Origin of the sequence: Methylobacterium crusticola (assembly GCF_003574465.1) — a bacterium.
GTDB lineage: Bacteria > Pseudomonadota > Alphaproteobacteria > Rhizobiales > Beijerinckiaceae > Methylobacterium > Methylobacterium crusticola.
The window spans coordinates 71,382-98,002 of record NZ_QOWC01000003.1; the positions used below are offsets into that span (position 1 = coordinate 71,382).

Consider the following 26,621-nt stretch of genomic DNA (forward strand, 5'->3'; position numbering starts at 1 on the left):
GTGACGGTCATACACCGGAGGACCGCCGGGAGCGAGGGGCCGATCAGGCCCGGACCAGGGGAACCTTCGGCACGGTGCGCACGCCGCCGCCGCCGTTGCCCGATCCGCCGTCCTTCGGCTTCTTCGGGGGCGTGCGGGGCCGCGAGCGCTTGTGCTTCTTGGCCGCGATGGTGACGTCCTTCTCGGGCTTCGGGGTCACCGGGCCGGCCGGGAACTCGAAGCCGAGGCTGGGCTTGGCGTCGTCCGGCCGCTTCACCACGACCTTGACGGCGCCGCCGTCCTTGAGCTTGCCGAACAGCACCTCGTCGGCGAGCGGCGTCTTGATGGTCGACTGGATCAGGCGGGCCATCGGACGCGCCCCCATGGTCTCGTCGTAGCCGTGCTCGACCAGCCATTCCCGGGCCTCGTCGGACAGCTCGATGGTGACGTTGCGGTCGGCGAGCTGCGCCTCGAGCTGGAGCACGAACTTGTCGACGACCTTCGCCACCACTTCCTTCGGCAGGTGGCCGAAGGAGACGATCGCGTCGAGGCGGTTGCGGAATTCGGGCGCGAACAGGCGGTTGATCGCCTCGTGGTCGTCCCCGGTCCGCCGGCTCTGGGTGAAGCCGAAGGCCGCCTTGGCGAGGTCGGCGGCGCCCGCGTTCGACGTCATGATGATGATGACGTTGCGGAAATCCACCTGCTTGCCGTTGTGGTCGGTCAGCTTGCCGTGGTCCATCACCTGCAGCAGGATGTTGAACAGATCCGGATGCGCCTTCTCGATCTCGTCGAGGAGCAGCACGCAGTGCGGGTGCTGGTCGATGCCGTCCGTGAGCAGGCCGCCCTGGTCGAAGCCGACGTAGCCCGGGGGCGCGCCGATCAGGCGCGACACCGTGTGGCGCTCCATGTACTCCGACATGTCGAAGCGCAGCATCTCGACCCCGAGGCTCGCGGCAAGCTGCTTGGCGGCCTCGGTCTTGCCGACGCCGGTCGGGCCGGCGAACAGGTAGGAGCCGATCGGCTTGTCGGGATCGCGCAGGCCCGCCCGGGCGAGCTTGATCGAGGCCGTCAGCGCCTCGATGGCGTTGTCCTGGCCGTAGACCACCCGCTTGAGGTTCTCGGTCAGGTGCGCGAGCACCACCGCGTCGTCCTTCGAGACGGTCTTCGGGGGGATCCGGGCCATCGTGGCGATGGTCGCCTCGACCTCCTTGACCCCGATGGTGCGCTTGCGCCGGCCCTCGGGCACCAGCATCTGCGAGGCGCCCGTCTCGTCGATCACGTCGATCGCCTTGTCGGGCAGCTTGCGGTCGTTGATGTAGCGCGCCGACAGCTCCACCGCCGCCTTCACGGCGTCGGTCGTGTACTTGAGCTTGTGGAACTCCTCGAAGTAGGGGCGCAGGCCCTTGAGGATCTCGATCGCGTCCGGGATCGAGGGCTCGTTGACGTCGATCTTCTGGAAGCGGCGGACGAGGGCCCGGTCCTTCTCGAAGTACTGCCGGTACTCCTTGTAGGTGGTCGAGCCGATGCAGCGCAGGGTGCCGGACGCGAGCGCCGGCTTGAGCAGGTTCGAGGCGTCCATGGCGCCGCCCGAGGTCGCACCGGCGCCGATCACCGTGTGGATCTCGTCGATGAACATGATGGCGTTGGGATGCGCCTCGATCTCCTTCATCACCTGCTTGAGGCGCTCCTCGAAGTCGCCGCGGTAGCGGGTGCCGGCGAGGAGCGTGCCCATGTCGAGGGAGAACACCGTCGCGTCGGCCAGCACCTCCGGCACCTCGTGCTGGATGATCTTGCGGGCCAGGCCCTCCGCGATCGCGGTCTTGCCGACGCCGGGGTCGCCGACGAGCAGCGGGTTGTTCTTCTGCCGCCGGCAGAGCACCTGGATGGTGCGCTGCACCTCGGTCTCGCGCCCGATCAGCGGGTCGATCTTGCCCTCGCGGGCCTTCTTGTTGAGGTTGACGCAGTAGGCGTCGAGAGCGTCGCCCTTCTTCTTGCTGGCGCTGCCGCGCTCCTCCTCGGGCCCGCTCGGCCGCTCGGCCGGGCCGTCCTCGTCGGCGCCGCGCACGGGCTTGCCCTCGGACAGGCCGGGCCGCTTGGCGATGCCGTGGCTGATGTAGTTGACCGCGTCGTAGCGGGTCATGTCCTGCTCCTGCAGGAAGTAGGCGGCGTGGCTCTCGCGCTCGGCGAAGATCGCCACCAGCACGTTCGCCCCGGTCACCTCCTCCCGGCCGGAGGATTGCACGTGGATCACCGCGCGCTGGATCACGCGCTGGAACCCGGCCGTGGGCTTCGCGTCCTGGCGGCCGTCGCCCGTCAGGTTGGCGAGCTCGGTGTCGATGTACTCGACGAGATTGCGCTTCAGCAGGTCGACGTCGACGTTGCAGGCCCGCATGACCGCGGCCGCGTCCTGGTCGTCGACCAGGGCCAGCAGAAGATGCTCGAGCGTGGCGTATTCATGGCGGCGCTCGCCAGCGAGCGCCAGGGCGCGGTGGAGTGCTTGTTCAAGGCTGCGTGAGAAGCTGGGCAAAGCGGGCCTCTGTGCTGGTGCCTATTTCTTTTCCATGACGCATTGGAGAGGATGTTGGTGTTTGCGGGCAAAGTCCATCACCTGCGTCACCTTGGTCTCGGCCACCTCGTAGGTGAAGATGCCGCACTCCCCGACGCCGTTCTGGTGGACGTGGAGCATGATCCGGGTCGCGTCCTCGCGCGACTTGTTGAAGAACCGCTCGACGACGTGGACCACGAACTCCATCGGCGTGTAGTCGTCGTTGAGCAGGAGCACGCGGTACAGGTTCGGCCGCTTGGTGCGCGGCTTCGTGCGCGTGATGACGGCGGTTCCCGATCGCCCGTCGCCGTTGCCCGGCGCGCGCGGTGTCGCCGCGACCGGACGGGTGGTCGGATTACCCTGCCTCGGGACCTCAGACATCGTGATCGTACCGACCTCACCCTAGCGCGGCGTCGTGGCCGCCAGCCTACCACGTCGGTCGCTGGTGCCGAGCCTAATCTATAGGCCGAGGCTGCACTCCGCCAGTCGGCTGCGCGCTCTTGTCATGCGGGCCCCGCCGCGCCGCTGCAGCGCACACGAAAACGCCGGCGCGGACCGCGGGGGTCCGCGCCGGCGCGGCGCGTCTCACGTCAGGAGCGGCACCCGGTCGCGTCGCGGGCGGGTGCCGGTCCCGGTCCGTGCCGTGGCGCGCTCCCGCGCGCCGGACCGGCCTCCCCGGCGGCGTGAGCCGCCGGAGCGCGGCCGCCCTACGCCGCCGCCGGGACCTTCGGGGCGAGGCCCTCGAACGGCTTCAGCATCTCCTTGGCGAGGTTCGAGTAGAGCTCGCCCATCTTGGTCGACTGCGCGATGAAGCGCTCGTAGGAGGTCTTCAGGTACTCGGTCTGGATCTCGAGCGCCTTGTCGAGGGAGCGCACGCCGGCGAGCTTCTCCATGACGGCGGCGCTCTGCTCGAAGGACTGCTTGGCGAAGTCGGTCGCCTCGACGGCGATGGCCTGGCTGCTCTTCGAGAGCGTGCCGAAGCTGCGGAGCATCGCGTCCATGCTCTCCTTGCCGTACTTCTGGGCGGTGTCGAACTGCTGGTTCATGTCTGGCGCGGCGCCCCGAGGCGCCCCCTCCTGTCGCGCGGCTCTGCATCGGCGCGGAAGCGCCCGCGCGGCGCGCCTCCCCACGACCTATATGTGCACCGCACAAAAATCCGTCAAGGAAAAATTGTGCACTGCACAATCGGCCGGGCCGCACCCATTAACTTGAGCGTAACCGCACCGGCCTAGCCTGTTTGACAGTGATGCCGCTGCGCCACGGGGTCCGTCGCGGGGCGCTGGCGGTCAAGGGCCCCGCCCGCCAGGCGGTGGCGGCCCGCGGTCAGTCGAACGGGGTGTATGCGTGATGCGTTGCGTTCGCGGCAAGTCTGGACGTGCGATTCCGGCCGCGATCGCGGCCGCGGCGGTGCTGAGCGCCCTCTCGGCGACGCCGGCCGATGCGCGCCGCCGGTCGCACCACGGCGGGGGCGGCGGCTACAACCCGCCCTACGCCGCGATGGTGGTCGACGCCAAGTCGGGCCACGTCCTGCACGCGGTCAACGAGGACGCGCTGCGGCACCCGGCCTCGATCACCAAGGTGATGACCCTCTACCTGCTGTTCGAGCAGATCGAGCGGGGGAGGATGTCCCTCGAGACCCCGCTCGAGATCTCCGCGAACGCGGCCCGCCAGGCACCCTCGAAGCTGGGCCTGCGGCCCGGCTCGACCATCTCGGCCGAGGACGCCATCAAGGCGCTGGTGACGAAGTCGGCCAACGACGTGGCCTGCGCCATCGGCGAGAACATCGCCGGCTCCGAGGCCGCCTTCGCCGAGATGATGACCCGCAAGGCGCACGCCCTCGGCATGAGCCGGACCCACTACGCCAACGCCTCGGGCCTGCCGGATTCCGACCAGATCACCACGGCCCGGGACCTGACCGTGCTGGCCCGCGCCATCCAGGACCGCTTCCCGCGCTACTACCGCTACTTCCAGACCCGCTCCTTCGCGTTCCGGGGCCGAGTCATCGGCAACCACAACCACCTGCTCGGGCGGGTCGAGGGCGTCGACGGCATCAAGACCGGCTACACCCGCGATTCCGGCTTCAACCTGATGACCTCGGCGCGGACGGGCGACCGGCACATCGTCGCCGTGGTGCTCGGCGGCAAGTCGGGCGGCAGCCGGGACGCCATCATGGCCAGGCTCGTCCAGACCAACCTGCCCCGGGCCTACGCGGGCGCCCGCACCGTGCCGCCGGTGGTCGAGGTGGCGGAGCGCGCCCGCCCGGCGGTCGTCGCCGAGCGGCCGGTCGCGACCCGCACGATGGTCGCCTCGGCGGAGGACGACGACGCCGTCGAGACCACCAACTCCACCGGCCAGCCCCTCGACATCGTGCCGCGCGCGGGCGCGGCCTCCTCGACCGCGACGCCGCGGGGCGGGCTGAAGTGGCGCGCCGGACCGGCCGGCGGCCCGGTGCCGGGCGCCGCCCAGGCCTACGCGCCGGCGGCGGGCGACGCCGCCTTCCCGGCGCCGGGGACGAAGTTCGCCTCGCGCCTGCCCACGGCCGAGCCCGGCGAGATGCGGGCGCCGGCGCCCCGGGCCGAGCCCGCGCCTGCCGCGAAGGCGGTCAGCGTCACGCCCTGGGTGATCCAGCTCGGCGCCATGGACGACGAGGCCAAGGCGAAGTCGATGCTGGCCGACGCGCGCCAGCGCGGCGGCGGCTCCCTGGCGAAGGCCGCCCCCTTCACCGAGCGCGTCACCCACGGCGGCACCACCCTGTTCCGGGCGCGGTTCTCGGGCTTCACGGAGGCCGAGAGCGCCCAGGACGCCTGCCGGGCGCTCAAGCGCAGCGGCTTCACCTGCTTCGCCACCCGGAGCTGAGCGGGGGTCCGGTCACCCGCACGCCCCCCCGGGCGCCCGCGCCGGGGCGTCCCGCGGGCGCCCCGCCCCCGGCCGGGGGACCGGGCGCCGTCCCCGGGTGGGTCCGGCCCCGTCCATCCTCGAGAGTGTTTATCGCCGCCGCGGCGCGTTCCTGCCGCGGTCCCGTCGACTCGCGCGTGGAGTATCAGCGATGTCGGTTCAGAAGACGGTCCTTGGCCGCGTTGACGCGGGCCGCGAGGTAGTCCGACCCGCCCTGGTCCGGATGAAGCCGTTTCATCAGGCTGCGGTGCGCCCGGCGCACGTCCTCGAGGGACGCCCCGCGCTCAAGCCCCAGGATCTGATAGGCCTCCTCCTCCGACATCGGCCCTGGCTGCGCCGCAGCGCCCGGCCCCGGGTCTCGATCGCCCTGAGCGTCTACGCGCCATCCGGCAAACCGGCGGTCGAGGTAAGCCTCTAGGAGCAGCCCGCCCTCCGGATCGGCGCCGCGGCAGGTGGCGAGCAGGGCCGTCAGCGCCTCGAGCGGCAGCGCGTCCAGGGCGCGCCCCGCCAGGGGACCGGTCAGGACGGTGCCGCGCATGGCGCCGGTGTCGTGGTCGAGCTCCATCTCGACGGCGGCCGAGCGCACCCGCGAGGTGGCGCCGCCCCGGCGCGCCCGGGTGCCGCCGAGGCCGAAGGGCAGGGGCGGCATCTGGCGCCAGCCGAGGAGCCAGGCGCCGCCGAGGCCGAGCATCGAGGCCATGTCGAGGCGCCCGCGCAGCGCCAGCAGGGCCGCGGCCGCGAGGGCGAGCCAGCCCCCGGCCTGCCGCACGAGCCCGGCGATGGCGGCGGGGCTCGCCTGCGTGGCGTGCCGCCCGAGCCACCAGAAGCCGAACAGAACCAGGACACCGAGGCCGAGGGCGATCATCCGATCCGCGTCACCGTGCGGTCATGCTGCCGAGGAGCCGGCGCGCCGCCCCGTCCTCATGCGCGGCGAGGCGCAATCCGTCGAGACCCCGCGTGGCGTAGAGCGCGGCGGCGCGCAGGAGACCGGCGAGCACGTCGGGCGCCGCGGCGTCGAAGCGCGCGTGCGCGCCGCCCGAGAGGCGCGCGATCTCGGCGAACCCGCCCGCCGCCGCCGGGTCGTGGCCCTCGTGGAAGCAGAAGGCCGGGACGCCGAGGAGGCCGAGCTCGCCCGCGACCCCGCACAGGTCGTCGAGGGGCTCCTCGACGGCGTCCCCCACGAGCACCAGGGCCTTCACGGGCCCGCGCCCGGCCTCGCCGCGGGCGTGGCGCAGCACGCGCCCGATCTGGGTCCGGCCGCCCTGGCAGGCGACGGCCCGCATCAGCCCGGTCAGGGCCCGGGCGTCGCCGACGAAGCGCGAGGCCCGGCATTCCGAGAAGCCCCGGAAGTAGACGAGCTGCACCGCGAGCCCGCCGAGGGCGGCGGCGGCCTCGAACATCCCAGCCTGGACCCCGCAGGCGAGGTCCCAGGTCGGCTGCCGGCTCAGGGTGGCGTCGAGGGCGAAGACCAGCCGCGGCGTCGCCGCCGGGGCGGGGGCGGGAACCCGCCGCGCCGCCTCGAGGAAGGCCGAGACCGCCGCCGCGGACGGACCGACGGAGCGTCCGTCGCGCATCGTCGCTCCCCGGGTCAGTGCCGCCGGATGGTGCTGGCGGACAGGGCGTGGACCGAGAAAAGCCCGGCCGCGTCGGTCCAGGCCGCCTTGCTCTCCCAGCCGGCGCCGCGGGCGAGCGCCCGGAACCCCGGCAGCGTGTACTTGTAGCTGTTCTCGGTGTGGATCGTCTCGCCCGGCGAAAAGCCGAACGGCACGCCCGCCACCGTGACGAGCTGGCTGCGGCGGCTGACGAGGTGCATCTCGATCCGGCCGAGGTTCTCGTCGAAGAAGGCGGCGTGCGAGAAGGCGTCGAGGTCGAAATCCGCCCCGACCTCCCGGTTGATGCGCGCCAGCAGGTTGAGGTTGAAGGCGGCCGTGACCCCGGCCGCGTCGTTGTAGGCGGCGTCGAGGACCGCCTTGTCCTTCACGAGGTCGACGCCGACGATCAGGACGGCGCCCGGCCCGAGGGTGCGGGCGAAGCCCCGCAGCAGGGTGGAGGCCGCCTCCGGCTCGAAGTTGCCGATGGTGGAGCCCGGGAAGAACCCGGCCCTGGGGGCGTCAGCGAGGTCGCCCGGCAGGGCGAAGGGCCTGGTGAAGTCCGCCGCCACCGGCTCGACGCGCAGGTCCGCGCGGTCGCGCACCAGGGCCTCGGCCTCGCTGCGCAGGAATTCCTCCGAGACGTCGACCGGCACGTAGGCGGCGAGACCGCGCAGGTGCGGCAGCAGGCGCCGCACCTTGGCGGTCGAGCCGCTGCCGAACTCCACGAGCGCGGCGTTCGCCGGCAGGGCGGCGGCGATGGCCGGCCCCTCCCGGTCGAGGATCGCGAGCTCCGTGCGGGTCGGGTAGTACTCGGGCTGGCGGGTGATCGCCTCGAACAGCGCCGAGCCGCGCTGGTCGTAGAAGTACTTGGCGGCGAGGTGCTTGCGGGGCGCGCTCAGGCCCGCGAGCACGTCCTGCGCGAAGCTGCGGTCGCTCGGCTCCCCCGGCGCGGCGGCCGGGGCAAGGTGGGGAAAAGGGGCGTTCACTGACACACTCCGGGGTCGGGCAGGCACGGGGGAGGTCCCGCGTCGGGGTCGCGAGGCCGGTCCGGCGCTCACGCCCGGTACTGAGATAGCCGCAGGCCCGTGAACTGCCAGCGCTGGTGGGGATAGAAGAAGTTCCGGTAGGTCGGCCGGCTGTGACCCAGGGGCGTCGCCACGGACGAGCCGCGCAGCACGAACTGGCTCACCATGAACTTGCCGTTGTACTCCCCGAGCGCGCCGGGCAGGGGACGGTAGCCCGGATAGGCGGCGTAGGCGCTGCGGGTCCACTGCCAGACGTGCCCGAAGGCGTCCCCCAGCTGCGGGCAGGCGGCCTCCCACTCGACCTCGGTCGGCAGGTCGCGCCCGGCCCAGCGGGCGAAGGCGTCGGCCTCGTAGTAGCTGACATGCGTGACCGGCAGGGCCGGATCGACCGCCGTCACCCCGGCGAGCGTCATGCTCGACCAGACGCCGTCCCGCCGGCGCCAGTAGCCGGGCGCCTCCCAGCCCTCGGCCTGCGCCGCCAGGAAGCCGTCGGAGAGCCACAGCTCCGGCTTGGCGTAGCCGCCGTCCTGCATGAACTCGAGCCAGTCGCCGTTGGTGACGAGGGCGCGGTCGACCGCGACGGGGGCGAGGAGCACGTCGTGGCGGGGCGACTCGTTGTCGAAGCTGAACCCCTCGCCGGCGTGGCCGACCTGCACGATGCCGGGCGCGAGCGCCACCGGCCCGGCCTCCGGGGCCGACGGCCCGCGCGGCGGCGCCGGCCGGTCCCGGGCGGCCTGCCCGGGCCGCGGCCAGCGCCAGCCCGGATCGTAGACGGGCGCCAGGGGGTTCTGCGCGAAGGCGTGCAGGATGTCGGTGAGCAGCAGCTCCTGATGCTGCTGCTCGTGGTGGAGGCCGATCTCCAGCACCGCGATCACCGCCGCGAGGGTCGCGGCGTCGGCCGAGGCGATCAGCGCGCCGACCTCGCGGTCGACGTGGGCCCGGTAGGCCGTGACCTCGTCGCAGGTCGGCCGGGTGACGAGGCCGCGGCTGATCCGGGGCGCCCGCGGCCCGGCCTGCACGTAGTAGGAGTTGAACAGGTAGAAGAACCGCTCGTCGAAGACGCGGTAGTGCGGCACGTGCGCCTTCAGCAGGAACTGCTCGAAGAACCAGGTCGTGTGGGCGCGGTGCCACTTGGTCGGGCTCGCGTCGGCCATCGACTGGATCTGCTGGTCCTCGGGCGAGAGCGGGGCTGCGCGGCGCTCGGTCTCGTCCCGGACGTGCCGGAACGCCGCCTCCCAGGCCGCCCGGTCGATCGGCCTGGCGCCGAGAGCGGGCGGGGGAAAGCGGAGCTGCGCGTCCGGAGCCGGCGCGGTCGCGGTGGCTGCCATCGTGGCTTCCCTTGTGAGTAGAAGGATCGCCTACGCATAACGCGGCTTTGCAGCGGAACGTTTCTTCGGCGCGGCGTTACCGCGCAGCTTCCAGGGGCGGGACAGCGGCGGTCGGCCGCGGCGGCGGCGCTGCGGAGGCGGGGCCGCGGCGTCGGGCGGCCGCGCGCCAGGCCGGTGCGCACCGGGAGCATCCGGGCCTTTTTCCCGCCCCAGTGACCAAGCCTTAACACTCGCACCGGACTCTTCCGGCAACGGTTCCCTCCCTCTCCGGTTCTCCCACGATGCGGTTCGATCTGATGGCCGGCACCGTCTCGGCGCCCCTGGCGCCGGTCCCGCGCGCGCCCGTGGTGCTGGTGTTCGATTCGGGCCTCGGCGGCCTGACGGTTCTGCGCGAGGTGCGGCGCGCCCGGCCGGATGCCCGGGTCGTCTACGCGGCCGACGACGCCGCCTTCCCGTACGGCGGCCTCGGCGAGGCGGCCCTGGTGGAGCGCGTGCTCGCCGTCATGGAGCGCCTCGTCGCCCGGCACGCGCCCGACCTCGTGGTGGTGGCCTGCAACACCGCCTCGACGCTGGTGCTGCCGGCCCTGCGGCGGCGCTTCGGCCTGCCCTTCGTCGGCACCGTGCCGCCGATCAAGCCCGCCGCGGCCGCGACGGCCTCGGGCCTCGTGAGCGTGCTAGCGACCCCCGGCACGGTGCGGCGGGACTACACCCGCGACCTGATCGAGGCCTACGCGGCGCGCTGCGCCGTGACCCTCGTCGGGGCGACGCGGCTCGCCGGCCAGGCGGAGGCCGAGCTCGCCGGGCTGCCGGTGGCCGACGCGGAGCTCCGGGCCGAGATCGCGCCCTGCTTCGTCGCGCAGGGCGAGCGACGCACCGACGTCGTGGTGCTCGCCTGCACCCACTACCCGCTGCTTCTCGACCGCTTCCGGCAGCTCGCGCCCTGGCCGGTGACCTGGATCGATCCCGCCCCGGCCATCGCCCGCCGCATGACGCAGCTGATCGGCCCGGCGCCCTGCGCGGGCACCCGCGACGGCGCGGTCCTGGCCGCCTTCACGGGCGGGGACCGGATCACCCCGGCCCTGCGCACGGCGCTCGCGGACCACGGCATCGGCGAGATCACCATCGAGGCGATGCCGCTCGTCCTCCAGTGAGGGCGCGGCGGGGCGCCGTGCTCGCGGTCGGGATCCTGGTGGCGGCCGGCCTCCTCTACGGCGCGGTCGCGGCGGCGTTCTGGTGGAACCAGCGCGCCCTGCTCTACCCGGGCGCGGGCGTCCCCGCGCCGGCGGCGTGGCCCGGGCTCCCGGGGGACGTCGCGGCGATCCGGATCGCGACGCCGGACGGCGAGACGCTGCACGCGCTCTGGCGGGCGCCGCGGCCCGGCGGCGGCGTCGTGCTGAGCTTCCATGGCAACGCCTCGTTCCCGGAGGCGCACGCCCTGCGCTTCGCGGACGGACCCTGGGCGCGCCGGGGCTGGGGCCTCCTCGCCCCGGCCTATCGCGGCTACGCGGGCTCGACCGGCCGGCCGACCGAGGCCGGGCTGATCGCCGACGGCCTCGCGGCGCTGGCGGAGCTGCGCCGCCGCGCGCCCGGCGCACCGGTGCTGCTGCACGGCCACTCCCTCGGCGCCGCCGTCGCGGTGGCGGTGGCGGCCCGGGCCGGCCTGCGCGGCGGCCTCTACCTCGAGGCGCCGTTCGACTCGATGACCGCCATGGCGCGCCACCACGCCCGCTTCCTGCCCGCCTGCCTCCTGGCGGACACCTACCGGTCGGACCGGATCATCGGCGCCGTGCCGGGCCCGATCCTCATCGTGCACGGCGATGCCGACCCGGTCGTCCCGACGAAGTTCGGCGCGCGGCTTGCCCTAGCCGCCCCCGCGGGCAGCCGGTTCCTCGTCGTGCCGGGGGACCACGTCTCGATCCTGGGCGCGCGCGACGCCGAGGCCGAGGCGCTGTTCTCCGCCGCCGGCGCGCCGCCGGGCGGGGCGGGCCGCTTGTGACGGCGTGGAGGCGCGCGGGGCGCACCGGCGTCCTTGACGCGCCACCCCTTTGCGCCTAAGGACGCCGGGTTCGCGGGGCTCGTTTTCGGGCCCCGCGGTCATTTTGCGCACCCGTGAACGGCTTCCGCGGCCGGTCTGTCGCCCCGAGAGGGGAGAGGAGGGCGCGTTCCTCGCACGTCACAAGAAGGTTTTGAGGACACGCGATGTCGAAACGCGTTCAGGCGAAGCACAAGCTCGATCGCCGCATGGGCCAGAACATCTGGGGCCGCCCGAAGAGCCCCGTCAATCGCCGCGAGTACGGCCCCGGCCAGCACGGCCAGCGCCGCAAAGGCAAGATGTCGGACTTCGGCACGCAGCTGCGCGCCAAGCAGAAGCTCAAGGGCTACTACGCCAACATCACCGAGAAGCAGTTCCGCCGCTACTACGCCGAGGCGATCCGCCTGCGCGGCGATTCGAGCGAGAACCTGATCGGCCTGCTGGAGCGCCGGCTCGACGCGGTGGTCTACCGCTCCAAGTTCGTGGCGACCCCCTTCGCGGCCCGCCAGTTCGTGAACCACGGCCACGTCCGGGTGAACGGCCAGCGGGTCAACATCCCGAGCTTCCTCGTCAAGGCCGGCGACGTGATTGAGGTCAAGGAGAGCTCGAAGCAGCTCGAGATCGTGATCGTGGCCTCGCAGCTCGCCGAGCGCGACGTGCCCGACTACATCGAGGTCGACCACGGCAAGATGACCGCGCGCATGACCCGGATCCCCTCCCTGTCGGAGGTGCCGTACCCGGTGCACATGGAGCCGAACCTGGTGATCGAGTTCTACTCGCGCTGACCGGCCCACGCCGCAGCCGCCAGACGAGGAAGGCCGCCCGCGAGGGCGGCCTTTTTCGTTGGGTCGTGCCCCGCGGCCGGCCCGGCGGACATCTCGCGGGCACCGACGGATCGCCCGGGATGGGGGCTTCACGCCCCCCGCCGGCCGTGAACGCGCCCGGTGCCGCCCGTTCGGCCGCGCGCCGAGACGAGTTCGCCGGCCGCATTCCGGTTCCGGCGCATCCCGATCACGCGGTCATCGCGTGCCGGACGAGGATGCGGACTGCCGCGGGCAGGGAGCGTGCCGCTGCCCTGACCGCGCGGGCGCCTCCGCCGATCCCTGGATCCGCGCGCCTTACCGGTCCGGCGCGCGGCCGCGGCGCCCCTTCGGCATCGCCGGGTTGTGGCCGGCGGCCCGGCTCGCGCTCGGGGGCAGGTCCTCCGCGCGGCCGCCGCTGAGCCGGGGAGGCGCGGTGACCGGATCGCCGGAGCGCCCGCCCGCCTGGAAGGCGTAGCCGGCGTTGACCCCGGCGTAGAAGCCCGAGAAATCCTCCGCCGCTCTCGCCGGCAGCGTCAGCACGAGGCCCCAAACGCACGAAGCGGCGGCCAGGGGCCACCGCTTCGCGGAATGCATCGTCGTGTCGCTGCGCAAGGGCGCCGGGGATCAGTCGACGCTGATGCTCTGCGCCTCGCGGCCCTTCATGCCCTCGACCACGCCCATGGTGACCTGCTGGCCCTCGGCCAGCGAGTCGAGACCGGCGCGCGCCAGGGCCGAGCGATGGATGAAGACGTCCTTGCCGCCATCCTTGACCGAGACGAACCCGAAGCCCTTGGCGGGATCGTACCACTTCACGGTGCCGCTCATCTCGGTCGACGGGCCGGAGGCGAAGCGACCACCGCCGCCGCCACCGGGGCTGGCACCGCGATCGCCGTAGCCACCGCCGCCGCCACCGAAGCCGCCGCTGCGCGGCGGGCGCGGGTCGCGACGTGCGGAGGGCGCCTCGGCCGTGCTGGTGTCGACGCTGGTGATGTTGGTCACCTGCGGACCCTTCTGGCCCTGCGCCGTCTGCACCGTCAGCCGGGTGCCCGGCATGAGGTCGGCGTGCCCGGCCGCCTCGACGGCGCGGATGTGGAGGAAGGCGTCGCCCGAGCCGTCGCCCAGCTCGACGAAGCCGAAGCCCTTCTCCTTGTTGAACCACTTGACCGTCGCGTCACGCTCCGGTCCCGACGGGGCCGCGCTGCGCGCCGGGCCGCGGTCGAAGCCACCGCCCCCGAAACCGCCGCCGAAGCCGCCGCCACTGCCGCCACCACCGTAGCCGCCACCGCCACCGCCGTAGCCGCCGCCACCGTAGCCGCTGCCCTGCGGTGCTTGATCCGGCCACCGCGGCTCAGCGCCACCCTCGTCGAAGCCGCGACGGCGCGGCTCCCTGAAATCCCGACCACGTCCCATTAGAAGCTCGCCAAAACGTAAAACCCGCCGACCACCCTTATACCCGAAGCGAACTGTGCCAGACAGCCCGCACTTCGAGATATCTCCATTCCCGGTAGCGGTGACCAAGATGACCGCCACACTCCTGACGCAACTCAGACCGTACCGCAAGGCGGATCTGCTGGGCGTGGCGGCAACACCCCCACTTTCTCACGTTACAGCGCGGATTGACAGCCCGATTCGGCCACGGTCCCGCGGCCCGGCGTGTGTCATTTGGGCACCGGCGCGGCGGCGGCGCGCGCCCGGCCGCTCCAGCTGGTTTGGGCGCGGAAAACCCTGGGGCGGGACCCGCCCGGAGGCGGGGCGCGTTGGAGGCCCGTCGCGCCCGCCCCGAGGTCCCCCGATGCCGGCCCCTGCCTTCCGCCCCTCGCGCCGCCACGCCGACCTCGGCCCGGACTTCTACGACGTGGTCGCGCCGGCCCGGTTCCCGCGCCACGTCCTGCGCCACCGCAACCAGGCCTGGGCCGCGCGCATCGGGCTCGGGGCCCTCAGCGACGAGGCCTGGATCGCGCATTTCGGCCGCTTCGCGCCGCTGCCCGGAAGCTTCCCCGAGCCCCTGGCGCTGCGCTACCACGGCCACCAGTTCCGGAGCTACAACCCGGAGCTCGGCGACGGCCGCGGCTTCCTGTTCGCGCAGCTCCACGACCTCGTGGACGGGCGCCTGCTCGATCTCGGCACCAAGGGCAGCGGGCAAACGCCGTGGTCGCGCGCCGCCGACGGCCGCCTGACCCTCAAGGGCGGGGTGCGCGAGGTGCTGGCCACCACGATGCTGGAGGCGCTCGGCGTCGAGACCTCGAAGTCCCTCAGCCTGATCGAGACCGGCGAGGACCTCGTGCGGCACGACGAGCCCTCGCCCGCCCGCTCCGCCGTGCTGGTGCGCCTGAGCCACTCGCACATCCGCATCGGCACGTTCCAGCGCATCCGGGCCCTCGGCGAGGCCGACGCCCTGCGGCGCCTCCTCGACCACACCGTGCGCACCTACCGGCCGGCATTGTGGCGCGAGGCCATGGCCGACCGGGCCGCCGCCTTCCTGGAGGATGTCGGCCGCCGCGTGGCGCGGGTCGGCGCGCAGTGGATGGCGGCGGGCTTCGTGCACGGCGTGCTCAACACCGACAACATCAACGTGACGGGCGAGAGCTTCGATTACGGGCCCTGGCGCTTCGCCCCCGTCAACGACCCGGGCTTCACCGCCGCCTACTTCGACGAGCACGGCCTCTACGCCTTCGGCCGCCAGCCGGAGGCGCTGGCCTGGAACCTCGCGCGCCTCGCCGAGTGCCTGCTGCCCCTCTCCGACGAGGAGCGGCTCGGCGCCGCGCTCGACGCGTTCGGGCCGGCCCTCCAGGACGCGTTCGCCCGCGCGCTCCTGCGCCGCCTCGGCCTCGCGGTCCCGGAGGACGAGGCGGGGATGCACCGGCTCGCGGGGGCGTTCTGGAGCTTCCTGGAGGCGAGCCGGGCGCCGTTCGAGCAGGTCTTCTTCGACTGGTACGGCGGCCTCGCGGCCGAGGCCCGCGCCGCCCGCAGCCCCGCGGCGGCGCACTACGCCGGCGAGGGCTTCGCCCGGGTGCGCCAGGCGCTCGGGGCCCTGCGGACCGACCCGGCGGCCCGGCTCGACCACCCCTACTTCGCCCGCGCGGCGCCCTGCACGATGCTGATCGAGGAGGTCGAGGCGCTGTTCGCCCCGATCACGGACCGGGACGACTGGACGGCCTTCGGGGCGAAGCTCGCGTCCATCGCCGAGATGGCGCAGGCGTACGGGACCGGGCCGGGCTGAGCGCCCGGCAGCCCGGGCCGAGCGCCCGGCGCGGTCCGGCCGGATCAGGCGCTCAGGGCTTCCTTCGTCCGCTCGGCGCGCTTGCGGTCGTTCGGGTCGAGGACCGTCTTGCGCAGGCGGATCGACTTCGGGGTGACCTCGACGAGCTCGTCGTCCTGGATCCAGGCGAGCGAGCGCTCGAGCGTCATGCGGATCGGCGGGGTCAGGCGCACGGCCTCGTCCTTCGAGGTGGTGCGGATGTTCGTCAGCTTCTTGCCCTTGAGCACGTTGACCTCGAGGTCGTTCTCGCGGTTGTGCTCGCCGATGATCATGCCCTGGTAGACCTTCCAGCCGGGCTCGATCATCATCGGGCCGCGATCCTCGAGGTTCCAGAGGGCGTAGGCGACCGCCTCGCCCTGCTCGTTGGCGATGAGCACGCCGTTGCGGCGCCCGGCGATCTCGCCCTTGTAGGGCTCGTAGGCCTTGAACAGCCGGTTCATGATCGCGGTGCCGCGGGTGTCGGTCATCAGCTCGCCCTGGTAGCCGATGAGGCCGCGGGTGGGCGCGTGGAACACCAGGCGCAGGCGGTTGCCGCCCGAGGGACGCATCTCCAGCATGTCGGCCTTGCGCTCCGACATCTTCTGCACGACGACGCCCGAGTGCTCCTCGTCGACGTCGATCACCACCTCCTCGATCGGCTCGAGCAGGCTGCCGTCCTCGTCCTTCTCGAACACGACGCGGGGCCGCGAGACCGCGATCTCGAAGCCCTCGCGCCGCATCGTCTCGATCAGGATCGCGAGCTGGAGCTCGCCCCGGCCCGAGACGTAGAACGAGTCCTTGTCGGACGCTTCCTCGATCTTGAGCGTGACGTTGCCCTCGGCCTCCTTGAACAGGCGGTCGCGGATCATCCGGCTCGTGACCTTGTCGCCCTCGGTGCCGGCGAGCGGCGAGTCGTTGACGATGAACGACATCGTCACGGTCGGCGGGTCGATCGGCTGGGCCTGGATCGGGATCTCGACGGCGGGATCGCAGAAGGTGTCGGCCACCGTCCCCTTCACGAGGCCGGCGATGGACACGATGTCCCCGGCCTCGCCTGTCTCGATCGGCTGCCGCTCCAGGCCCCGGAAGGCGAGGATCTTCGAGATCCGGCCCGTCTCCACCACCTTCCCGGTGCGGTCGAGCACCTTCACCGACTGGTTCGGCTTCACGGTGCCGGCGGCGATGCGCCCGGTGATGATGCGGCCGAGGAACGGGTTGGCCTCGAGGAGCGTGCCGAGCATCCGGAACGGGCCCTCCTCGGTCCGGGCCGGCGGCACGTGCGCGAGCACGAGGTCGAACAGCGGCGCGAGCCCGTCGTCCTGCGAGCCCTCGGGCGAGGTCGCCATCCAGCCATTGCGGCCGGACCCGTACAGGATCGGGAAGTCGAGCTGCTCGTCGGTGGCGTCGAGGGCCGCGAACAGGTCGAAGACCTCGTTCACCACCTCGTTGATGCGGGCGTCCGGCCGGTCGACCTTGTTGACGGCCACGATCGGGCGGAGGCCGATCTTGAGCGCCTTCGAGACCACGAACTTGGTCTGCGGCATCGGGCCCTCGGCGGCGTCCACCAGCACGATCACGCCGTCCACCATCGACAGGATGCGCTCGACCTCGCCGCCGAAATCGGCGTGGCCGGGCGTGTCGACGATGTTGATGCGGGTGTCCTTCCAGACCACCGAGGTGGCCTTGGCCAGGATGGTGATGCCGCGCTCCTTCTCGAGGTCGTTCGAATCCATCGCCCGCTCCTCGACCCGCTGGTTCTCGCGGAACGAGCCGGATTGCTGGAGGAGCTTGTCGACCAGCGTCGTCTTGCCGTGGTCGACGTGGGCGATGATGGCGATGTTGCGCAGCTTCATGGGATGTCCGAAGCAAAAAGAGCCCGGCACGCCGCGGGCCGCCGATCGGCAGCCGGGCACGTCGAGCCGGGGAAAATCTGTTGCGTTGCAATAGAAGGTGCGGCGGCGGACCGCAAGGGGGCCGGGCGCGGGGCCGGCCCGGTCACTCGGCCGCGGCCGGAAGCGGCGGGGCGGGGGCGCGCCCCGCCGCGGGGTCATGCCCCGCCGCGGGCCAGGGCTGCGGCGGGCGCTCGTCGGGGCGCTCGTCGGGGCGTTCCTGGAGCAGGATGCGCCGCTCCGCGATGGCGCGCCTGGCCTGGTCGAGGCCGAGCGTGAAGGCCGCCACGCCCGCGTTGTCGATGGCGCCCGTCCCGGCCCGGGCGAGGGCGGCGGCCAGGATCTCGTCGGCCTGGCGCTCGAGGTCGAACAGCTCGAGCTCGTCCTCGACGTCCCGGGTCGCCCGCACGATGGCGAGCAGCTGGCGCAGGAGCGCCATGTCGTGGGCCCGCGAGCGGGTGGCGGCCCGCGACACCAGGGTGGCGGCGGCCGAGCCGACGATCGAGACGCACATCACCAGCAGGTAGAACCAGTCGCCGTAGCGCTCGAAGAAGGTCTCGACCTCGCCGTCGTAGTAGGCCTGCGCGCCCGTGTGGACGGGCAGGGAGGCGCTCTTCGAGGTGTCGGGGGCCTCGAGCTGGTTGGCGAGGGGCAGCTCGGCGGCGAGACCCGGCCGGGTGACGAAGATCAGGCGCGCCAGCTCCGAGACCGTGGCGTCGGCGAGGCTCGCCTGGGCCACCAGCCGGTGGCTGACCCCGATGGTGGCGAAGGTCTCGGCCGGCCGCGACGGCGTGCCCCCGAAGGTGCCGCGCACCACCTCGATGCTCTCGAGGGCCGGCGAGCGGTTCGCCATCGCGGCCGATTCGCCGATCGGGATGAAGGACGGGCTGTCGCCCACCCGGGTGATGCTCGCCACGGCGTCGTTCATGCTGCGGCCGGTGGGCGGGCTCACCACCAGGACGGCGTCGACGCGCCCGTCGCGCAGGGCCGGCCCGGCCTCGCGGCCCTCCGCCAGGGGCTCCACCGCGACGGCGTCGGCCGGCACCTCGTACTGCTCGAGGATCGTGCCGAGGAGACGGGTGTTGGCGACGGGGTTGCGCACGATGCCGACGCGCCGGCCGCGCAGGTCCGGCACGGTGGCGAGCCGCGGGTCCCGGGTGATCAGGACGGCGGCGTCCCGGTGCAGGATCGCCAGCGTCTGGGTCGTCGCCGGAATGCCGACGTCGGAGCGCACCACCGCGAGGTCGGCCGCGCCGCTCTCCGCCAGGGCGGCGCTCTCGGCCACGCCCGTGGTCGGCGCGACGCGCAGGCGCACCTCCTCGTGGGCCCGGGCGAGGGCCTGGCCGATGGCCCCGATCAGCCGCGCATCCTCGCCGCCCGCGGGCCCGACCGCGACCCGCAGGGTGGTGGGCTGACCGGCCCACTGGTAGGCCAGCAGGCACGTGGCGAGGAGCCCGAGGATCGTCGCGAGGGCGATGGGGAGGTGGCGCCGCATGGGCCGGCCACACTGGGGCGTCGCCCGCCCGCCGGCAATCCGGCCAATTGGCGCGGGAGCGCCCCTCCCGGGCGGGGCCTGGCGCGCCGCGGCGCGGGTCCGCTCAGGACCCGAGCGCGAGCCCGATCACGGCGAGGAGCGCCGCGCCGAGGACCGGCCCGAGCGTCGCGAGCGAGAGCGCGAGCGCGTCGTGCGCAGGGCCGGCGCGGTAGCGCCCGTGGGCGTCCGCGCGCTCCTTCCGGAGCAGCGGCGCATGGTAGCGCGCCGCCGCTCCGGGCGTCCGACCCTGCCGCATGATGCCATCCCCGCCCGCGTGTGCCGGTCGGGATCGACCGTCGCGGAACCCTGCTTCTGACGCCTCATCTGGCGTCCGGCGCCGTCAACGGGTGGTGAATCCGGTGGCCGGGATTGCGGGCGTCGTGAACGGGAGGTTATCGGCGCGGCCCGGCCCGCTGGTTCCCGCGCTGCCGCGCCGCGCCGCGCCCGGAGCCTGCCGGCGCGCCACCGCCGTCCGCCCCCGCGTCACGCCCGCCTCGCCCCGCCGCAACCGGCTGTGAGGGATTAATTTTCGCTATCGGACGTGACGGCGATCGCGGTAGACAGATCGCTCAGGCCAAGCAGGGTCCAGGGAGGTGGAGATGGCGGGTCCGGTCCACGACGCGTCGACGTCGAAGGTCGCCACGGTGCTGCGCGTCACGAGCGGCAACTTCCTGGAGATGTTCGACTTCTTCCTGTTCGGCATCTACGCCAGCTACATCTCGAAGGCGTTCTTCCCGGCGGGCAACGAGTTCGCCTCCCTGATGCTGACCTTCATGACCTTCGGGGCCGGCTTCCTGATGCGGCCCCTCGGGGCGATCTTCCTCGGCGCCTACGTCGACCGGATCGGCCGCCGCACGGGACTGATCGTGACGCTGGCGATCATGGCGGCCGGCACCATCCTGATCGCCTTCGTGCCCTCCTACCAGACGATCGGCCTCGCGGCGCCGTTCCTCGTCCTGATCGGGCGCCTGCTCCAGGGCTTCTCGGCGGGCGTCGAGCTCGGCGGCGTGTCGGTCTACCTCTCCGAGATGGCGACCCCGGGCCACAAGGGCTTCTACGTCTCCTGGCAGTCCGGCAGCCAGCAGGTCGCCGTGATGGTGGCGGCCGTGATCGGCTACGCCCTCAACCGCACCCTGATGCCGGCCGAGATGTCGGACTGGGGCTGGCGGGTGCCGTTCTTCATCGGCTGCCTGATCGTGCCGTTCCTGTTCTACATCCGGCGCTCGCTCGAGGAGACCCGGGAGTTCCTGGAGCGCAAGCAGCGGCCTTCCCTCAGCCAGGTCTTCAGCTCGCTCGGGCAGAACTGGCGCATCGTGCTGCTCGGCATGCTGCTGGTCTCGATGACCACGATCTCGTTCTACGCCATCACGGTCTACACCCCGACCTTCGGGCGCAACGTGCTGAAGCTGTCGGAGACCGACAGCCTGATCGTGACCTTCTGCGTCGCCCTGTCGAACCTGTTCTGGCTGCCCGTGATGGGGGCGCTCTCGGACCGGATCGGCCGCAAGCCGATCCTGCTCGTCTTCTCGGCGCTCGCCGCGCTCACGGCCTACCCGGCGCTGGCCTGGCTCGTGGCCAACACCTCGTTCGTCAATATGCTGATCACGCTCCTGTGGCTGTCGTTCCTGTACGGGAGCTACAACGGCGCCATGGTGGTGGCCCTGACCGAGATCGTGCCGGCCGACGTGCGCACGGCCGGCTTCTCGCTCGCCTACTCCCTCGCCACCGCGGTGTTCGGCGGCTTCACGCCGGTCGTGTCGACCTGGCTCATCGAGGCCACCGGCAACAAGGCCGCGCCCGGCATCTGGGTGGCGTTCGGGGGCGCGGCCGGGCTCGTCGCCACGCTGATCATCTACCGCAAGGGCGCCCCCGCCGGCGCCGCCCTCCCGGCCGGCAGCCCGCGGCCGGTCCCCGGGGAGTGAGGCTCAGGCGAGCAGCGCCTCCAGGCTGCCGATCACCCGGGCCGGGGCGAGGTCCGGGTACTCGTCCGGCAGCCCGGCCCGGTTGACCCACACCGTCGCGAGGACGTACGCGACGGCGCCGGCGACGTCCCAGCGGTTCGAGGACACGAACACGATCGCGTCCCGGCCGATGCCGAGGCGCGCGGGCGCGAGGTCGTAGGCCCGCGGGCTCGTCTTGAAGGTCGCGGCCGGGTCGACCGAGAGCACGGCGTCGAGGTGGTCCCCGAGCCCGGCCGCCCCCACCGCCGCGCCGAGCATCGCCGGGTCGCCGTTCGACAGGATCGCGGTCGCGAGCCCGCGCCGGCGCAGGGCGCCCAGGGTCGCGGGCACCTCCGGGTAGGCGTCGAGGGCCTCGTAGGCGGCGAGGAGGGCGGGCCGCAGGCCGGCAGCGACGCCCGGGTGCCGGGCCAGCGCGTAGTCGAGGGCCCGTTCGGTCAGGGTCCGGAACGGCGCGTAGCGGCCGCAGAGCGAGAGCACCCAGGAATATTCGAGCTGCTTCTGGCGCCAGGTCTCGGAGAGCGCGCGCGCGTCGGGCCCGATCGCGGCGGCGTGGCGCTGCACGGCGGAGTGGACGTCGAGCAGCGTGCCGTAGGCGTCGAAGACCACGGCGCGGGCGTGCGCGAAGGGGGCGGAGAGCGGCATGGGGGACCTCGCGGGAGGGCGGCGCGGGCCGCCACGATACGCCGGTCCGGCCGGGTCCGTCCGCCCCCGCGCGGCGCCCCGGCGCGGGGGAGGGCCGGCGCCCCGTCACACCCGGCGCAGCCGCACCCCGAACAGCCGCAGCGCGGCGAGCAGCGTCGCCGCGTAGGCGACGAGGCCGGTCAGGCCGAGGACCGACAGGACCGCGAGCTCGCGAAAGCGCGGCAGGGAGGGGATCAGGCGCTCGATCAGGGGCAGGCCCCCGAGCGTGCAGGCCGCGAGGGCCGCGCAGGCGGCCAGCACGCCGCAGGCGGTGACGATCAGGGTGCGGCTCGGCGCGGTCCAGCCGCGGCGCCGGGCGAGGGCGAACAGGATCAGCACGTTGACCCAGACCCCGGCGGCCGTCGCGAGGGCGAGCCCCATCACGCCGAGGGGCTCGGTGAGCACCACCTTGAGGGCGACGTTGACGGCGACCGCCGTCAGGGAGGCCATCACCGGCGTGCGGGTGTCGTGGCGCGCGTAGAAGCTCGCCACGATGCTGCGGATCAGCACCGCCGCCGGGAGCGCGAGGCCGTAGGCGGCGAGCACGGAGCCGGCCCGGGCGGCGGCCTGCGCGTCGAAGGCGCCGCGCTGGAACAGCGCCGCCATGATCAGGTCGGGCACCAGCAGGAAGGCGACCGCGAAGGGCGCCGAGAGGGCGAGCGAGAAGCCGGTGGCCCGGTTCTGGGCCGCGTGGGCCGCGTCGGCGTCGCCGGCCGCGAGCCGCCGGCTCATCTCCGGCAGCAGCACCGTGCCGGCCGCGATGCCGATGACCCCGAACGGCAGCTGGTAGAGCCTGTCGGCGTAGTAGAGCGCCGAGACGGCGCCGGTCGGCAGGAAGGACGCGATGATGGTGTCGGCGAACATCGCGATCTGCACGCCGGCCGAGCCGACCACGGCCGGCCCGAGCATCCGGAAGAACCGCCGCATCCCGGCATCCGCCAGGGTCGGGCGGACCAGGGCGGGCGCGAGGCCGGCCCGGCGCGCATCCGCCAGCACGAGCCCGAATTGCAGCACGCCCGACACCGCCACGCCCCAGGCCGCCGCGTAGGCGGCGTTCGGGAACAGGAAGGCGAGCCCCAGGGCGACGAGGAGGGAGAGGTTGAGGAGGACCGGGGCGGCCGCCGCCGCAGCGAAGCGCCGCCGGGCGTTGAGGATGCCCGAGAGCAGCGTCACCAGCGTGATGAACAGCAGGTACGGGAAGGTGATGCGGGTGAGCGCCACCGCGAGGGCGAACTTCTCCGGCTCGTCCGCGAAGCCCGGGGCGAGGGCCCGCACGACCGCCGGCATCAGCGGCAGCGCCAGGGCCAGCACGAGGACCTGCACCAGCAGCATCAGGGTGAAGACCCGGTCGGCGAAGGCCTTGGCGGCGCCCGGCGCCCCGGCGCCGTCGAGGCCCGCGTAGGTCGGCACGAACGCGACGTTGAAGGCGCCCTCGCCGAAGATGGCCCGGAAGTGGTTGGGCAGGCGGAACGCCACCACGAAGGCGTCGGCGATCGGGCCCGCGCCCATCACGGCCGCCATGACGACGTCGCGCAGGAAACCGGTGCCCCGGGACACCAGCGTCCAGCCGCCGACCGAGAGAATGCTGCGGATCATGGAGGGGTGGGCTCGGTCACTCGTCTCTGTTGCCGGCGCGCCGGCGCCACCCGCCGGGAGGACGGGCGGGCGCGCGAATCGCGCGGGGCCAGCCTATCACGCGGGGCTGCCCAATCACGCGGGACGGGGCGCGAGGCGGCCACGGCGCGGACCGCCGCGCCGGGCCGGCACCGGGTCAGAGCGCCCCCGTGAAGCTCGCGCGCTCGGGCCGCCCGCCGCGGCGGTCGTCGCGGATCGCGCCGGCCTGGCCGGCGGCGGCCGGCCCGATGCGCTCGGCCACGACGTAGAGCGGGCGCCGCTTCACCTCCGCGAAGATGCGGCCGATATACTCGCCGATGATCCCGAGGGACATCAGCTGCACGCCGGACAGGAACATCACCGAGACAATGAGCGAGGCGTAGCCCGGCACGTCGGGGCCGCGCATCAGGGTGTCGGCGATGAAGTAGAGGGCGGCCACCAGGGCGAGGGCGGCGACCGCGCCGCCGATGTAGGTCCAGACCCGCAGCGGCACCGTCGAGAACGAGGTGATGCCGTCGAAGGCGAAGCGGAAGAGCTTGCGGAAGCTCCACTTCGAGGTGCCGTGCCGGCGCTCCTCGACCGTGTAGGGCACGCCCACCGAGCGGAACCCGATCCAGGAGTAGAGGCCCTTGGAGAAGCGGGCGCGCTCGGGCAGGGAGCGCAGCACCTCGACGCCCCTCTGGTCGATGAGGCGGAAGTCGCCCGCGCCCTCGGGCAGCGGCATCTCGCCGAAGCGGGCGAACAGCCGGTAGTAGAGGTGGGCGAAGCCCCGGCGCAGGGCGGTCTCGTCGGCGCGGTCCGTGCGCTGGGCGTAGACCATCACGTTGCCCTCGCGCCAGCGCTCCCAGAAGGTCGCGATCAGCTCGGGCGGGTGCTGAAGGTCGGCGTCCATGATCACCACGGCGCGGCCATGGGCGTGGTCAAGGCCCGCCGCGATGGCGATCTCCTTGCCGAAGTTGCGGCTGAACGAGACCGCGCCGACCCGGGGCTCCTCGGCGTGCCGGCGCGCGATCGCCGCGGCGGTGCCGTCCTGGCTGCCGTCGTCGACGAACACCACCTCGTAGGAGGGCGTGAGGCGCTCCAGCACGGGCAGCAGGCGGGCGAGGAGCGGCTCGACGTTGGCGCTCTCGTTGTAGACCGGTATGACCACGCTGAGGTCGACCGGCTCGGGGTGTCTGAACAGCTCCACGGCGCCGTCCCTCCGGTGACGTCTGCCGGCACGGGGCCGGCCTCTCGCATCAAGAGCCGGTTTCGACCGGCGGCTCAAGGACAGGTTCTAGACCATGTCACCTGAACGGCGCCCGCTGGTTCTGTGCGCCGACGATTACGGCCTCAGCCCGGGCGTCAGCCGGGGCATCCTCGCCCTGGCGCGCGCCGGACGGGTCTCCGCCACCGGCGCCATGACCAACATCCCGGCCTTCCGGGTCGCGGCGCCGCCCCTGCGGGAACTCGCCGGGCGGATCGGGACCGGCCTCCACCTCACCCTGACGGCCGGCGAGGCGATCGGGCCGATGCCGCGCCTCGCGCCCGCGGGCCGGCTGCCGCCCCTCGGGCGCCTGATGCGGGCGGCCTTCGCGGGCGGCCTCGACCGGGGCGAGGTCCGGGACGAGGTCGAGCGCCAGCTCGACGCCTTCGTGGCGGCGATGGGGCGCCCGCCCGACTTCGTCGACGGGCACCAGCACGTCCACGTCCTGCCGGGCGTGCGGGGCCCCCTCCTGGCGGCGCTCGCCGGGCGGGGATGGCGGGGACGGCTCTGGCTGCGGGACCCGGGCGAGAGGCCCGCCGCGATCCGCGCCCGCGCCTTCGCGGCGAAGGCCGGGCTGGTGGCGGCCCTCGGCCTCGGCTTCCGGCGAGCCGCCGCGGGGGCGGGCTTCGCGACCAACCGCGGCTTCTCGGGGTTCTCGGACTTCGCGGCCGGCGAAGGGTCCGCGGCGGACGACGGGTCCGCGGCGGACGAGGGGTTCGCGGCGTCCTTCGAGCGGGCCTTCGCGGCGCTCGGTCCCGCCCCGGTGGTGATGTGCCACCCGGGCCTCGTCGACGACGACCTGCGGGCGCTCGACCCCGTGGTGGCGAGCCGGCCCCTCGAGCAGGCCTACCTCGCCTCCGACCGCTTCGCCGCGTTCCTGGAGCGGGAAGGCCTCCGCCTCGTCCCGGCGCCGGCCTGACGGGTGGGGAGGGACGCCTCGTCCCTCCCGCGGCGGCAGGGTCGCGGGTCCTCGCAGCCCCGCCGGACCCGGCCGCTCAGGCCGTCGCCTCGCCGTACATGGCCTCGACGTGCTCCCAGTTCACCAGGTTCTCGATGAATGCCTTGAGGTAGTCGGGGCGCCGGTTGCGGTAGTCGATGTAGTAGGAGTGCTCCCAGACGTCGACGCCGAGGATCGGCTTGGCGCCGTGCACGAGCGGGTTCTCGCCGTTCGGCGTCTTGACGATCTCGAGCTTGCCGTTCTTCACGGCGAGCCAGGCCCAGCCGGAGCCGAACTGCGAGATCCCGGCCTGGATGAAGTCGGCCTTGAACTTGTCGGTGCCGCCGAGGTCCTCGGCGATCTTCTTCTCGAGGGCGCCCGGGATCGCCCCGCCGCCGTTCGGCTTCATCCACTGCCAGAAGTGGATGTGGTTGTAGTGCTGGCCGGCGTTGTTGAAGAGGGGCTGGTTCTGCCCGTAGGCCGCCTTCACCACCTCCTCGACGCTCTTGCCGGCGAGCTCGGAGCCCTCGAGGAGCTTGTTGCCGGTGTCGACGTAGGCCTTGTGGTGCTTGTCGTGGTGGAACTCGAGGGTCTCCTTCGACATGTAGGGCTGCAGCGCGTCGTAGGCGTAGGGCAGTTCGGGCAGCGTGAAGGCCATAGCGTGTCTCCGGATCGCACGAAGGGGAAAGATCCGCGGCCGCATCGGTGGCGCCGCCGCGGCACCCGCGCGTTAGGTAAGTCGGCGGTGCGGCTCCGGCAACGCCGGGGACGCGCCGTCCGGGCTTTTGCGCGCGGGTTTCGGGCGCCGCCGCCGGGCCGGATTTTGCAAAAGCGGCGCACGTCCTTAATCTGAGCCGTAACCCGCCCCGTGGGGGCCTCCTCGCGTCCCGTTCCCGGTGCTGCCGGGGCCGCGTTGCCGTTCCTTGAGAGTCTGATGATCGTTGCGTTGTTCGTGCTCGCCCTCGCGATGCTCCTCGGCGGCCTCGCCGCCCTGCTCCAGGGCATCCCCTTCGTGCGCCTCGAGATCGGGTGGACGATGGTGATCGCCGGCACCGTGGCGGCGTCCGGCGGGGCGGTCCTGCTCGGCCTCACGGCGGTCGTGGCGCGCCTCGGGCGGATCGAGCGCGTGCTCGCCGCGGCCGGCGCGGGCGCCAGGGGGGGACGCAGCGAGCCCGCGCTGCCCGGCCTCCCGGCCGCACCCCCGCGGATGCCCGACCCCATATCCGCGTCGCCCGCCGTGCCGGCGCACACCCTGCCGGAGACCGCGGCGCTCGCCGTGCCGCCCGTCGCGGCGGCCCTCGCCGGGGCCGGCCTCGCCCCGG

23 protein-coding genes and 1 pseudogene are annotated in these 26,621 nt (G+C 73.2%); 8 read left to right on the forward strand and 16 right to left on the reverse strand.

Translation table 11 applies throughout. The annotated features are described in order from the left end of the window. Window positions 1–43 precede the first annotated feature (43 nt). From clpA to DT057_RS07450, 3 genes are all read right to left on the reverse strand, one after another. Window positions 44–2,506 carry an ATP-dependent Clp protease ATP-binding subunit ClpA gene (clpA, locus tag DT057_RS07440; RefSeq protein ID WP_128561442.1) on the reverse strand — a complete coding sequence of 821 codons (2,463 nt, stop codon included), beginning with the start codon at window positions 2,504–2,506 and terminating at the stop codon, window positions 44–46. A 21-nt stretch (window positions 2,507–2,527) separates the two neighbouring features. Next, a complete protein-coding gene (clpS, locus tag DT057_RS07445) occupies window positions 2,528–2,905 on the reverse strand; it encodes an ATP-dependent Clp protease adapter ClpS (RefSeq protein ID WP_128561443.1) in 378 nt (125 codons plus the stop codon). A gap of 326 nt (window positions 2,906–3,231) precedes the next feature. Beyond that, a complete protein-coding gene (locus DT057_RS07450) occupies window positions 3,232–3,570 on the reverse strand; it encodes a phasin family protein (RefSeq protein ID WP_128561444.1) in 339 nt (112 codons plus the stop codon). A gap of 301 nt (window positions 3,571–3,871) precedes the next feature. Here DT057_RS07450 and DT057_RS07455 point away from each other — a divergent pair, with 301 nt between their 5' ends. Then, window positions 3,872–5,380, forward strand: coding sequence for a D-alanyl-D-alanine carboxypeptidase (locus tag DT057_RS07455; protein WP_128561470.1), 1,509 nt, complete (start codon window positions 3,872–3,874; stop codon window positions 5,378–5,380). 184 nt (window positions 5,381–5,564) lie between these two features. Here the strand turns inward: DT057_RS07455 and DT057_RS07460 are convergent, their stop codons facing one another. From DT057_RS07460 to egtB, 4 genes are all read right to left on the reverse strand, one after another. Beyond that, entirely contained in the window at window positions 5,565–6,284 is a 720-nt protein-coding gene (locus DT057_RS07460; RefSeq protein WP_203236214.1) for a DnaJ domain-containing protein, read from the reverse strand. 10 nt (window positions 6,285–6,294) lie between these two features. Continuing rightward, window positions 6,295–6,993, reverse strand: a complete 699-nt coding sequence (locus DT057_RS07465) for a VWA domain-containing protein (protein ID WP_128561445.1) — start codon at window positions 6,991–6,993, stop codon at window positions 6,295–6,297. A gap of 14 nt (window positions 6,994–7,007) precedes the next feature. After that, complete coding sequence (gene egtD / locus DT057_RS07470) at window positions 7,008–7,997, reverse strand: L-histidine N(alpha)-methyltransferase (RefSeq protein ID WP_128561446.1); 990 nt, start codon at window positions 7,995–7,997, stop codon at window positions 7,008–7,010. A gap of 68 nt (window positions 7,998–8,065) precedes the next feature. Further along, a complete protein-coding gene (gene egtB, locus DT057_RS07475) occupies window positions 8,066–9,364 on the reverse strand; it encodes an ergothioneine biosynthesis protein EgtB (RefSeq protein ID WP_128561447.1) in 1,299 nt (432 codons plus the stop codon). 281 nt (window positions 9,365–9,645) lie between these two features. On the opposite strand from egtB, the gene murI reads away from it, so the two are divergent. The 3 genes from murI to rpsD all read left to right on the forward strand — a co-directional run bounded on the left by murI (window position 9,646) and on the right by rpsD (window position 12,181). Then, on the forward strand, window positions 9,646–10,515 hold the full coding sequence (murI, locus tag DT057_RS07480; protein WP_128561448.1) for a glutamate racemase: 870 nt from the start codon (window positions 9,646–9,648) through the stop codon (window positions 10,513–10,515). Between the two features lie 17 nt (window positions 10,516–10,532). Continuing rightward, on the forward strand, window positions 10,533–11,360 hold the full coding sequence (locus DT057_RS07485; RefSeq protein WP_128561449.1) for an alpha/beta hydrolase: 828 nt from the start codon (window positions 10,533–10,535) through the stop codon (window positions 11,358–11,360). A gap of 203 nt (window positions 11,361–11,563) precedes the next feature. Continuing rightward, a complete protein-coding gene (gene rpsD, locus DT057_RS07490; RefSeq protein ID WP_128561450.1) occupies window positions 11,564–12,181 on the forward strand; it encodes a 30S ribosomal protein S4 in 618 nt (205 codons plus the stop codon). 333 nt (window positions 12,182–12,514) lie between these two features. On the opposite strand, the gene DT057_RS07495 is transcribed toward rpsD, so the two are convergent. Continuing rightward, window positions 12,515–12,793, reverse strand: coding sequence for a hypothetical protein (locus DT057_RS07495; RefSeq protein WP_128561451.1), 279 nt, complete (start codon window positions 12,791–12,793; stop codon window positions 12,515–12,517). A gap of 30 nt (window positions 12,794–12,823) precedes the next feature. Further along, entirely contained in the window at window positions 12,824–13,609 is a 786-nt protein-coding gene (locus tag DT057_RS37200) for a cold-shock protein (protein ID WP_128561452.1), read from the reverse strand. A 382-nt stretch (window positions 13,610–13,991) separates the two neighbouring features. Here DT057_RS37200 and DT057_RS07505 point away from each other — a divergent pair, with 382 nt between their 5' ends. Further along, window positions 13,992–15,419, forward strand: a complete 1,428-nt coding sequence (locus DT057_RS07505; RefSeq protein ID WP_128561453.1) for a protein adenylyltransferase SelO — start codon at window positions 13,992–13,994, stop codon at window positions 15,417–15,419. A gap of 44 nt (window positions 15,420–15,463) precedes the next feature. Here DT057_RS07505 and typA read toward each other — a convergent pair whose 3' ends face one another. The 3 genes from typA to DT057_RS07520 all read right to left on the reverse strand — a co-directional run bounded on the left by typA (window position 15,464) and on the right by DT057_RS07520 (window position 19,116). Then, window positions 15,464–17,290 carry a translational GTPase TypA gene (typA, locus tag DT057_RS07510; RefSeq protein ID WP_128561454.1) on the reverse strand — a complete coding sequence of 609 codons (1,827 nt, stop codon included), beginning with the start codon at window positions 17,288–17,290 and terminating at the stop codon, window positions 15,464–15,466. Window positions 17,291–17,432: 142 nt separating this feature from the next. After that, window positions 17,433–18,821: a TAXI family TRAP transporter solute-binding subunit gene (locus tag DT057_RS07515; RefSeq protein WP_128561455.1), complete on the reverse strand. Its 1,389-nt coding sequence runs from the start codon at window positions 18,819–18,821 to the stop codon at window positions 17,433–17,435. Between the two features lie 103 nt (window positions 18,822–18,924). After that, complete coding sequence (locus DT057_RS07520; RefSeq protein ID WP_128561456.1) at window positions 18,925–19,116, reverse strand: hypothetical protein; 192 nt, start codon at window positions 19,114–19,116, stop codon at window positions 18,925–18,927. Window positions 19,117–19,459: 343 nt separating this feature from the next. On the opposite strand from DT057_RS07520, the gene tcuC reads away from it, so the two are divergent. Next, window positions 19,460–20,782, forward strand: a complete 1,323-nt coding sequence (gene tcuC / locus DT057_RS07525; RefSeq protein WP_128561457.1) for an MFS transporter — start codon at window positions 19,460–19,462, stop codon at window positions 20,780–20,782. Between the two features lie 3 nt (window positions 20,783–20,785). On the opposite strand, the gene DT057_RS07530 is transcribed toward tcuC, so the two are convergent. From DT057_RS07530 to DT057_RS07540, 3 genes are all read right to left on the reverse strand, one after another. Beyond that, entirely contained in the window at window positions 20,786–21,463 is a 678-nt protein-coding gene (locus DT057_RS07530) for a haloacid dehalogenase type II (RefSeq protein ID WP_128561458.1), read from the reverse strand. A gap of 105 nt (window positions 21,464–21,568) precedes the next feature. Then, window positions 21,569–23,098, reverse strand: coding sequence for a murein biosynthesis integral membrane protein MurJ (gene murJ, locus DT057_RS07535; protein ID WP_128561459.1), 1,530 nt, complete (start codon window positions 23,096–23,098; stop codon window positions 21,569–21,571). A gap of 175 nt (window positions 23,099–23,273) precedes the next feature. After that, entirely contained in the window at window positions 23,274–24,305 is a 1,032-nt protein-coding gene (locus tag DT057_RS07540; protein ID WP_128561460.1) for a glycosyltransferase family 2 protein, read from the reverse strand. A 94-nt stretch (window positions 24,306–24,399) separates the two neighbouring features. Here DT057_RS07540 and DT057_RS07545 point away from each other — a divergent pair, with 94 nt between their 5' ends. Continuing rightward, window positions 24,400–25,281, forward strand: coding sequence for a ChbG/HpnK family deacetylase (locus tag DT057_RS07545; RefSeq protein ID WP_128561461.1), 882 nt, complete (start codon window positions 24,400–24,402; stop codon window positions 25,279–25,281). A 76-nt stretch (window positions 25,282–25,357) separates the two neighbouring features. On the opposite strand, the gene DT057_RS07550 is transcribed toward DT057_RS07545, so the two are convergent. Further along, window positions 25,358–25,957: a superoxide dismutase gene (locus DT057_RS07550; protein WP_128561462.1), complete on the reverse strand. Its 600-nt coding sequence runs from the start codon at window positions 25,955–25,957 to the stop codon at window positions 25,358–25,360. A 276-nt stretch (window positions 25,958–26,233) separates the two neighbouring features. Here DT057_RS07550 and DT057_RS36065 point away from each other — a divergent pair. Further along, a pseudogene (locus DT057_RS36065) lies at window positions 26,234–26,621 on the forward strand (hypothetical protein); the annotation flags it as partial.

What these genes read in the sequence shown, in the direction of transcription:
- clpS (WP_128561443.1), bottom strand. Translation starts at nt 2,905, where the DNA reads ATGTCTGAGGTCCCGAGGCAGGGTAATCCGACCACCCGTCCGGTCGCG.
- DT057_RS07450 (WP_128561444.1), bottom strand. Translation starts at nt 3,570, where the DNA reads ATGAACCAGCAGTTCGACACCGCCCAGAAGTACGGCAAGGAGAGCATG.
- DT057_RS07455 (WP_128561470.1), top strand. Translation starts at nt 3,872, where the DNA reads ATGCGTTGCGTTCGCGGCAAGTCTGGACGTGCGATTCCGGCCGCGATC.
- DT057_RS07460 (WP_203236214.1), bottom strand. Translation starts at nt 6,284, where the DNA reads ATGATCGCCCTCGGCCTCGGTGTCCTGGTTCTGTTCGGCTTCTGGTGG.
- DT057_RS07465 (WP_128561445.1), bottom strand. Translation starts at nt 6,993, where the DNA reads ATGCGCGACGGACGCTCCGTCGGTCCGTCCGCGGCGGCGGTCTCGGCC.
- egtB (WP_128561447.1), bottom strand. Translation starts at nt 9,364, where the DNA reads ATGGCAGCCACCGCGACCGCGCCGGCTCCGGACGCGCAGCTCCGCTTT.
- murI (WP_128561448.1), top strand. Translation starts at nt 9,646, where the DNA reads ATGCGGTTCGATCTGATGGCCGGCACCGTCTCGGCGCCCCTGGCGCCG.
- rpsD (WP_128561450.1), top strand. Translation starts at nt 11,564, where the DNA reads ATGTCGAAACGCGTTCAGGCGAAGCACAAGCTCGATCGCCGCATGGGC.
- DT057_RS07495 (WP_128561451.1), bottom strand. Translation starts at nt 12,793, where the DNA reads ATGCATTCCGCGAAGCGGTGGCCCCTGGCCGCCGCTTCGTGCGTTTGG.
- DT057_RS37200 (WP_128561452.1), bottom strand. Translation starts at nt 13,609, where the DNA reads ATGGGACGTGGTCGGGATTTCAGGGAGCCGCGCCGTCGCGGCTTCGAC.
- DT057_RS07505 (WP_128561453.1), top strand. Translation starts at nt 13,992, where the DNA reads ATGCCGGCCCCTGCCTTCCGCCCCTCGCGCCGCCACGCCGACCTCGGC.
- typA (WP_128561454.1), bottom strand. Translation starts at nt 17,290, where the DNA reads ATGAAGCTGCGCAACATCGCCATCATCGCCCACGTCGACCACGGCAAG.
- DT057_RS07515 (WP_128561455.1), bottom strand. Translation starts at nt 18,821, where the DNA reads ATGCGGCGCCACCTCCCCATCGCCCTCGCGACGATCCTCGGGCTCCTC.
- DT057_RS07520 (WP_128561456.1), bottom strand. Translation starts at nt 19,116, where the DNA reads ATGCGGCAGGGTCGGACGCCCGGAGCGGCGGCGCGCTACCATGCGCCG.
- tcuC (WP_128561457.1), top strand. Translation starts at nt 19,460, where the DNA reads ATGGCGGGTCCGGTCCACGACGCGTCGACGTCGAAGGTCGCCACGGTG.
- DT057_RS07530 (WP_128561458.1), bottom strand. Translation starts at nt 21,463, where the DNA reads ATGCCGCTCTCCGCCCCCTTCGCGCACGCCCGCGCCGTGGTCTTCGAC.
- murJ (WP_128561459.1), bottom strand. Translation starts at nt 23,098, where the DNA reads ATGATCCGCAGCATTCTCTCGGTCGGCGGCTGGACGCTGGTGTCCCGG.
- DT057_RS07545 (WP_128561461.1), top strand. Translation starts at nt 24,400, where the DNA reads ATGTCACCTGAACGGCGCCCGCTGGTTCTGTGCGCCGACGATTACGGC.
- DT057_RS07550 (WP_128561462.1), bottom strand. Translation starts at nt 25,957, where the DNA reads ATGGCCTTCACGCTGCCCGAACTGCCCTACGCCTACGACGCGCTGCAG.